Origin of the sequence: Alteromonas sp. Cnat3-28 (assembly GCF_022348265.1) — a bacterium.
Taxonomy (GTDB): domain Bacteria; phylum Pseudomonadota; class Gammaproteobacteria; order Enterobacterales; family Alteromonadaceae; genus Alteromonas; species Alteromonas macleodii.
The window spans coordinates 1-1,105 of the sequence record NZ_JAKREY010000051.1 but is presented as its reverse complement, the minus strand read 5'-3'; the positions used below and the strand labels follow the sequence as shown (position 1 = coordinate 1,105).

General features: G+C 46.2%; 1 protein-coding gene. It reads left to right on the top strand.

Translation table 11 applies throughout. The annotated features are described in order from the left end of the window. Nucleotides 1-59: 59 nt before the first annotated feature. Nucleotides 60-1,089, top strand: a protein-coding gene (locus tag MHM87_RS19765; RefSeq protein WP_161789755.1) for an IS630 family transposase whose coding sequence is annotated in 2 segments (ribosomal slippage) — nucleotides 60-514 and nucleotides 513-1,089 — 1,032 coding nt in all. Because the reading frame shifts where the segments join, the coding sequence is not laid out codon by codon here. Nucleotides 1,090-1,105 lie beyond the last annotated feature (16 nt).

The window sequence follows — 1,105 nt, the reverse complement described above, 5'->3', positions numbered from 1 at the left end:
ATACCAATTGTCTTAAAAGTTTGATCTAATAGTGGTATTCATATTCGAGTGATTTTGATATGCATACAGCCGACGACTTTAAACAATTAGCAAAGCAAACCTCCAACGGGCAACTGCGAACCCGCTATCTAGCTTTGTATCATTTCAAGAATGGGGAAACACGAACCCAGATAGCAACTTACCTTGGGGTTGCCAGAGGCAGTGTTAATACCTGGGTATCCAACTATCTGGCGCACGGACTTGAAGGTCTGCAATCCAAACCTAGTCCGGGTAGACCCTGTCAGCTCTCCGTCTCCCAGCGAGAACAGATCGCACATTTTATCAAAGAAAATGCGGTTAAAAAGGAGGGGGGGCGTTTGATTGCACAGGATGTACGACAATACATTAGCGACACCTTCCAAATCGATTATCAGTTGCGAAACGTATACCGCATCATGGATGCGCTCGGTTTCAGTTGGATAACCAGTCGCTCTAAACACCCTAAACAATCACAACAAACCCAGGACACTTTTAAAAAATTTCCTGCTGGAAACGATCCTTCACACTCCCGGTCATCTTCCTCTGGATCGCGTTGACGTCTGGTTTCAAGACGAAGCACGATTCGGTCAGCAAAATCAGACGTCCAGAATATGGGCAGCCAAGGGCAGCAGGCCAAGAGTAGTAAAGCAACAGCAATTCGATTATGGCTATGTCTTTGGGGCGGTGTGTCCGAGCAATGGTAATACTCAGGCGCTTATCAGCCCTCTTGTGAATAAAGAGGTGATGAAGCAGCATCTGAAATTAATAAGTGAAGCGACAGAGCCTGGGCGTCATGCCGTTGTTGTAATGGATGGCGCGGGCTGGCATACGATCGATACGGCCAGCCCATTTACCAATGTCAGTCTGTTAAAACTCCCACCTTATTCTCCGGAGCTGAACCCGATGGAGCAAGTATGGCAATGGTTACGGCAACGTTGCTTATCAAACCGCGTATTTCGAGGTTACGAAGAAATAGTGGAACAGGTCTCTCGCGCTTGGAATACATTCATTGCGGATGTTGAACGAGTCAAAAATCTCTGTTGGAGAGAGTGGATAAAGTTGGTCAATTAATTAATGCAATTGGTAT